Here is a 5,602-nt window from a genome sequence, read left to right as displayed (position 1 = left end):
CGTCGCCTCCGCCGCCTCCGTCGTCCTCTTCGCCATCCTCCTCACGATCACCCTCGTCCGGCTCAAACTCACCTCCCGGGAGGAATCGTGAACAAGTCCCTCACCGGAAAGCCTTCACCGGGCAAGTCCCCGACCGGAAGGTCCTCGATCCGCCTCGCACCCACCCTCTGGCTCACCACCGCCACCCTCTTCGCCGGCCTCCCCGTGCTCTGGATGGCACTGACCTCCTTCCAACCCATGGAAGACCTCGTCGGCAACGGGCGACACCTGATCCCCGAACACCTCACCACCGCCGCCTACCGAGAAGTCCTCTCCGCCTTCCCCTACGGCCGCTGGTTCCTCAACTCCGTCCTCGTCGCCGCCGCCGTCGTCGCCGGCAACCTCGTCCTCGACACCCTCGCCGCCTACGGCCTCGCCCGCATCCGCTTCCGCGGCCGCCAAGCCGTCCTCACCCTCATCCTCGCCACCCTGATGATCCCCACCCAGGTCATCCTCGTCCCGCTCTACCTCGTGATGCGCGACCTCGACTGGATCGACACCTACTGGGCCCTCATCGTGCCCTTCCTCGCCAGCCCCACCGGCATCTTCCTGCTCCGCCAACACTTCGTCACCCTGCCCGTCCAACTCGACGAAGCCGCCGCCATCGACGGCGCCGGACGACTGCGCACCCTCGTCAGCATCCTGCTCCCCAACTCCTGGGCCGCCCTGGGCACCGTCGCGGTACTCAAGTTCATGTGGACCTGGGGCGAATTCGCCTGGCCCTCCCTCGTCACCAACAACGAGCTGCTGCGCACCCTCCCCGTCGGACTCGCCCAGTTCCAGAACCAGTTCGCCCCACGCTGGGACCTCCTCATGGCCGGCTCCGTCCTCGCCGCCATCCCCGTCGTCCTCGCCTTCCTCCTCCTCCAGAAGACCTTCGTCAACGGCCTCACCGGCGGCGCGGTCAAGGAATAGGGGCTACGACTCCCGGTCCACACGTGGTCGGACGGCGAACCACGGGCCCGGGGCGGGGTGGGCGAAACAGGGCCGCGGCCCGGGCCGCGGGGCTGGCGCCCAACCCCCCCCCGGGGGGCGCCCCCCCCCCCGCGGCCGTTCCGGCTGTCGGGAGCGGGGGCCGCGCCGGGGGCGCGGGGTGTCCGGGCGGGCGCTCAGGCCGGGCCGGCGCCCCCCGTGCCGCCGGCGGCGACCGAGCGGAGGTGGTCGTCGAAGAACCGCCGGGGGTCGCCACCCATCCGGACGAGCATCACCAGGGCGGACAGGGCCACGTCGCAGGTCTCCTTACGGACGTCGTCCCAGTCGTGCGAGTAACCCTTGCGGGGGTTGGCGCCGAGGGCCCCGATGACGGCCTCGGCCACCTCGCCGGCCTCCTCCTGGAGCTTGAGGGCCTGCACCGTCCAGCGCTGCTCGTCGCTCCGGTCGAAGTGTGAATCAAGCCTCGCGGCAAGGGAGTTGACAATCATCCAGGTCTCTTCCATGGGGCAGGATCCTGCCCCTGTTCGAGTGGGTCGATCAAGCCGGGCGGTTCCCGGCGAGCCCGGGGCATTTCGATTTCCCGCCGGGCGGCCGGTGGAGCGCGCCCGGTGGTCGGCCGCCGGGCGGTCGGGCGGTCGCCGATTGCTTCCGCCGTACCCCGGTCCGGTGTGGCAGCCCGGCCCGGTGGGTCGCCACCCCTACAGTCCGTATACGAATGAGGACTTCGGGGAGCCGGCGTGACGGAACGAGGTCGCGGATCCGACGTCGGGCAACTGTTCGCCGGCCCGCGATCCCCCACCTCCGGTCACGACGCCTCGCGCGTCCCGACGTCCCGTCACGAGACCGATTCACCTCGCCCCCTCGACGCCCCAAGGAACGGAGCGCCGCATGCGCCTTCGCCCGATGTTCACCCTCTCCCTCGCCTGTGCTCTGCCGCTGACCGGCATCGCCGTCGCGGGAGGCGCCGTCGCCCGGCCGGCGCCGACCGCACGCGCCGGCTCCGCCGAGTGCCCGGACGCTCCGGCGGACCCCCACCCGGAGCGGTACTACTGCGGGCAGCGCCGCCTCGGCCCCGCCGCCCTGCCGAACACGGATCCGGTCGCCGAGATGCTGAGGGGCTACCAGCGCTTCGGCGGGCTCAGCGCCGTGAACTTCGTGAAGCTGTACGCCGACCCGACCCCGGACAAGGTCTGGGTGTACCCGCCCGACCGCGGCTTCCAGCAGATCAACGGCGTGGTCGACAAGACCCTGTGGACCGTGCCGGCCGGCACCAAGCTCGACCGGTTCGGCGCGCTCCACGGCGGCTACTTCGCCGACCCCGGCACACCGTTCGCCCAGCGTTCGGTGACGCCGGACGCGCTCAACGACGACGCGAGCGAGGACGGCAGGAGCTACCACTGCCTGGTCGTGCGGAAGTCGTTCGACGTCTGGCGGGGGCACACCGCGGCCTTCTACGGGATGCCCGGTGGCGGGGTGCAGGAGTGGCTCGACAAGGACCTCAAGCCCAAGGAACTCGGTGAGAAGGAGTACAAGATCAACGTCCTGGTTGACGAGAAGTACCTCGACATCGTCGCCGACGACGAGTGCGCGGTGACGCCCACCGGGGCCTGACGGTCGAGCCCGGCGACGGCGCGGACGGCAGCACGTGTGCCGTCCGCGCCGAACGCGCGCCCGCGCGCCGAGCGGGGGCCCGCCGGGCGGTCCGCGGTGCCCGCGCCGCGGCCGGGGGTGGGGGCGGTGTGGAGGAACGCGGGGGGGATCTTGTAGGGTTCCACGCGAATCATCCAGAGGGGTGGAGGGACCGGCCCTACGAAGCCCCGGCAACTCCCCGGTCGACCCGGCGTCCGAAGTACGCCGCACCCGACCGGGAGCAGTGCCAACTCCGGCCTGTCGCCACTGTGGCGCGGGAAAGATGAGGAGACACGGTGCTCTCAGTGCTGTCCTTCGCCCGGGCGCTTCCCACCCCGGCCCTTTCGCGTACCCGTCTCGTGCCCGGCGCAGGCAATCCGCCGACCCCTTCGGCCCGCCCTCGCTGACCACCCCCCCGGCTCCCCGCGGGGAGCCTCCGTGAGCGGATCCCACCCGCCGCTCACGGGATTCGAGACGGAGTACCCATTCATGGAAAACACCAGCGGCGTCGGTGTGCTCGACAAGGTCACCTCGATCCTGGGCACCCTGGAGGCCGGCCCCGCCACCCTGGCCGGACTCGTCGCGTCCACCGGCCTGGCCCGGCCCACCGCCCACCGGCTCGCCGTCGCACTGGAACAACACCGCCTGGTCGCCCGGGACCTGCAGGGCCGGTTCGTCCTGGGCCCCCGGCTCGGCGAGCTGTCGGCGGCCGCCGGGGAGGACCGCCTGCTGGGCGCCGCCGGCCCGATCCTCGCCCAGCTGCGCGACCTCACCGGTGAGAGCGCCCAGCTGTACCGCCGACAGGGCGACATCCGGATCTGCGTGGCCGCCGCCGAGCGGCTCTCCGGTCTGCGCGACACCGTGCCGGTGGGGATCACCCTTCCGATGAAGGTCGGCTCCGCCGCCCAGATCCTGCTCGCCTGGGAGGAGCCCGAGCGGCTCCACCGCGGGCTGCAGGGCGCCCGGTTCACCGCCACCGCGCTCAGCGGTGTGCGGCGCCGGGGCTGGGCGCAGTCCATCGGCGAACGCGAGGTCGGGGTCGCTTCGGTCTCCGCGCCGGTGCGCGGGCCGTCCGACCGGGTGGTGGCCGCGGTCTCCGTCTCCGGCCCGATCGAACGGCTCACCCGGCACCCCGGTGCCCTGCTGTCCCGGGCCGTCACCGAGGCGGCCCACCGTCTCACCGAGGCGCTGTGCCAGTCCTGACCGGCCGGTTCCCCCGGCCGCGCGGCCCGCTGTCCGGCGCTACGAGCCGGGCAGCGGCAGCGGCCGGACGGTCAGGATCTGCTCGGCGTGGCCCACCGGGCCGTCGAGGTCGTGCAGGACGGAGCTGGTGCGGCCGTGGCCGGCCGGTCCGAAGCTGACGGTGGTGTCCAGGCCGGTCCACGGCCCACGGGGCTGGCGGTGGAAGTGGACGGTCAGATCGAGGTTGGGGAACATCCAGGCGGTGGGCGGCTGCTGGACGGCTGTGCCGTTGGCGGCGTCCACCAGGGCGAGGTAGCGGGCGAGCGGGGTGCTGGGCTCGCCGGCGACCAGGGACAGCCGGCTGGAGATCCAGGCGAGGGAGCGGCCCGGCCGGGCCGCGGCCCGGCGGACCTCGACGGAGGAGACGAAGCCGCCGTCCCACTGCGCGCTCATGTCCCAGGGCGCGACGGCCTCGGGAGGGGGGACCCGCTCATGGGGGCTGTCGGCGACCGAGCCGGTGTCACCCACCGCGAGCAGCCAGGCCCGGGCCCGGACCACGGCGCGGTCACCGATGAGGACGACGGCCTCGATCAGTTCGATGGTGCGGCCCGGCCGCACGCTCTCCACCTTGATCTCGCACTCGTCGAGGGCGATCGGCCCGAGGATGTCGTAGCTGATCCGCGCCAGGGCCAGTCCGTCGTCCGGCCGCGCGGCGCGGAACCGGTCGATCGCGTGGGCGACCAGGCCCGCCAGCGGGCTGAAGTGCTGTTCCGCGCTGTTCCAGGCACCGCCGGCGTGGGCCGTGGGCTTGTAGCGGTGCTCGTCCGTCCGCTGGTAGTAGCTGTCGGGCGAGCCGGTGCCGGTGCTCACGGGGCGGTTCTCCTCGGGTGGACGACAACGCGCGGGACGCGGCGGGCGGTCCGGTGGGTGCCCGCGCCGAGGAAGATCGTAGGGGGTCGAACAGTCGGGGAACCGAAAGGGTGAGGGACACCACACCGACCCGCGGCCACCGGGCCGGGTGACCGGTCGTGAGGAATCGCCGTCCCTGCCGACCCCGCGGACGGGGTGGCGGCCCCGGGCGGCTGCACCCCGGGCCCGGGCCCGGGCGGGTCACTCGATGGGGGCCCACAGCGGGCGGCGCCGGCCGGGGCGACGGAGGCTGGCGTGGACGGTGACCGCGTGTCGCGAGAGTGGTGCCCGGGCGGTCGCGGCCGGCCGGTGCGGGCGATCCCCGTCACCACGGGGCGGGGCCCCGCCCGCGACCCCGCCCGACAGCAGAGTCCGCCACGCACGTTGACGAGAACGGATCCGCCATGACCCACACCGTGGATTTCGACACCGTATCGACCGCCGGTCTGGAGTCGTCGCCCGTCGCGGCCGCGCTCGCCGGTCTGCGGGCGAACGAGGCCCGCTACTTCCGGAACAAGTACGACCACGTCTTCACGGTGGAACCCGCGGGCGAGGCCCCGGAGACCGTCGCCTGGGTGCACCGGATCCTCCAGGAGGAACGGGAGATCGTCATCTCCTCCCGGCCCCTGGAAGCCACCGGCTTCCAGGTCGAGAACATCCGCATGGCCTACGTCTTCTACGAGAACGGCCTGTCGGTCAACGTGATGTACACCGTCGACGACCCCAAGAAGCGGGCGGTCGGGTTCAAGCTCTCGGAAGGGATGGAGGTGCCGGAGGAGCTCGCCTCCCGGTTCAAGTTCGCCCGGCAGAAGTCGAAGCTCGCCGGCATCATCCGCGGCTCGTACTTCGTCATCAAGAACGAGTACTGAGCACGACGCCGGCGCCGGGGCCGCCCGCGGGCGGGGGGCCC

General features: G+C 72.8%; 6 protein-coding genes and 1 riboswitch. Of the genes, 4 read left to right on the top strand and 2 right to left on the bottom strand.

Annotated features, from left to right (window positions below; all coding sequences use genetic code 11):
- The first annotated feature begins 87 nt into the window (after positions 1 to 87).
- Positions 88 to 954 (top strand): carbohydrate ABC transporter permease, encoded by an 867-nt coding sequence (locus ACFXHB_RS44085; RefSeq protein ID WP_380582783.1) that lies wholly within the window; start codon positions 88 to 90, stop codon positions 952 to 954.
- Positions 955 to 1,148: 194 nt separating this feature from the next.
- Here ACFXHB_RS44085 and ACFXHB_RS44080 read toward each other — a convergent pair whose 3' ends face one another.
- Positions 1,149 to 1,475 (bottom strand): MazG-like family protein, encoded by a 327-nt coding sequence (locus tag ACFXHB_RS44080; protein ID WP_380582781.1) that lies wholly within the window; start codon positions 1,473 to 1,475, stop codon positions 1,149 to 1,151.
- 385 nt (positions 1,476 to 1,860) lie between these two features.
- On the opposite strand from ACFXHB_RS44080, the gene ACFXHB_RS44075 reads away from it, so the two are divergent.
- Complete coding sequence (locus ACFXHB_RS44075; protein ID WP_380582779.1) at positions 1,861 to 2,583, top strand: TNT domain-containing protein; 723 nt, start codon at positions 1,861 to 1,863, stop codon at positions 2,581 to 2,583.
- A gap of 166 nt (positions 2,584 to 2,749) precedes the next feature.
- A riboswitch (SAM riboswitch) is annotated at positions 2,750 to 2,891 on the top strand.
- 199 nt (positions 2,892 to 3,090) lie between these two features.
- Positions 3,091 to 3,804 carry an IclR family transcriptional regulator gene (locus ACFXHB_RS44070; protein ID WP_380582777.1) on the top strand — a complete coding sequence of 238 codons (714 nt, stop codon included), beginning with the start codon at positions 3,091 to 3,093 and terminating at the stop codon, positions 3,802 to 3,804.
- A 39-nt stretch (positions 3,805 to 3,843) separates the two neighbouring features.
- On the opposite strand, the gene ACFXHB_RS44065 is transcribed toward ACFXHB_RS44070, so the two are convergent.
- Positions 3,844 to 4,653 (bottom strand): thioesterase family protein, encoded by an 810-nt coding sequence (locus ACFXHB_RS44065; RefSeq protein WP_380582775.1) that lies wholly within the window; start codon positions 4,651 to 4,653, stop codon positions 3,844 to 3,846.
- Positions 4,654 to 5,096: 443 nt separating this feature from the next.
- Between ACFXHB_RS44065 and ACFXHB_RS44060 the strand changes: the two genes are divergently transcribed.
- Complete coding sequence (locus ACFXHB_RS44060) at positions 5,097 to 5,561, top strand: phage tail protein (protein WP_380582773.1); 465 nt, start codon at positions 5,097 to 5,099, stop codon at positions 5,559 to 5,561.
- Positions 5,562 to 5,602: the final 41 nt, after the last annotated feature.

The sequence above is a fragment of the Kitasatospora sp. NPDC059327 genome, from assembly GCF_042752535.1.
GTDB lineage: Bacteria > Actinomycetota > Actinomycetes > Streptomycetales > Streptomycetaceae > Kitasatospora.
Note: the sequence above shows the minus strand (reverse complement) of the source record. Positions and strands in the feature narration are given on the sequence as shown.

Coding starts and splice junctions, on each gene's coding strand:
- ACFXHB_RS44070 (WP_380582777.1), top strand. CDS start 3,091: ATGGAAAACACCAGCGGCGTCGGTGTGCTCGACAAGGTCACCTCGATC.
- ACFXHB_RS44075 (WP_380582779.1), top strand. CDS start 1,861: ATGCGCCTTCGCCCGATGTTCACCCTCTCCCTCGCCTGTGCTCTGCCG.
- ACFXHB_RS44080 (WP_380582781.1), bottom strand. CDS start 1,475: ATGGAAGAGACCTGGATGATTGTCAACTCCCTTGCCGCGAGGCTTGAT.
- ACFXHB_RS44060 (WP_380582773.1), top strand. CDS start 5,097: ATGACCCACACCGTGGATTTCGACACCGTATCGACCGCCGGTCTGGAG.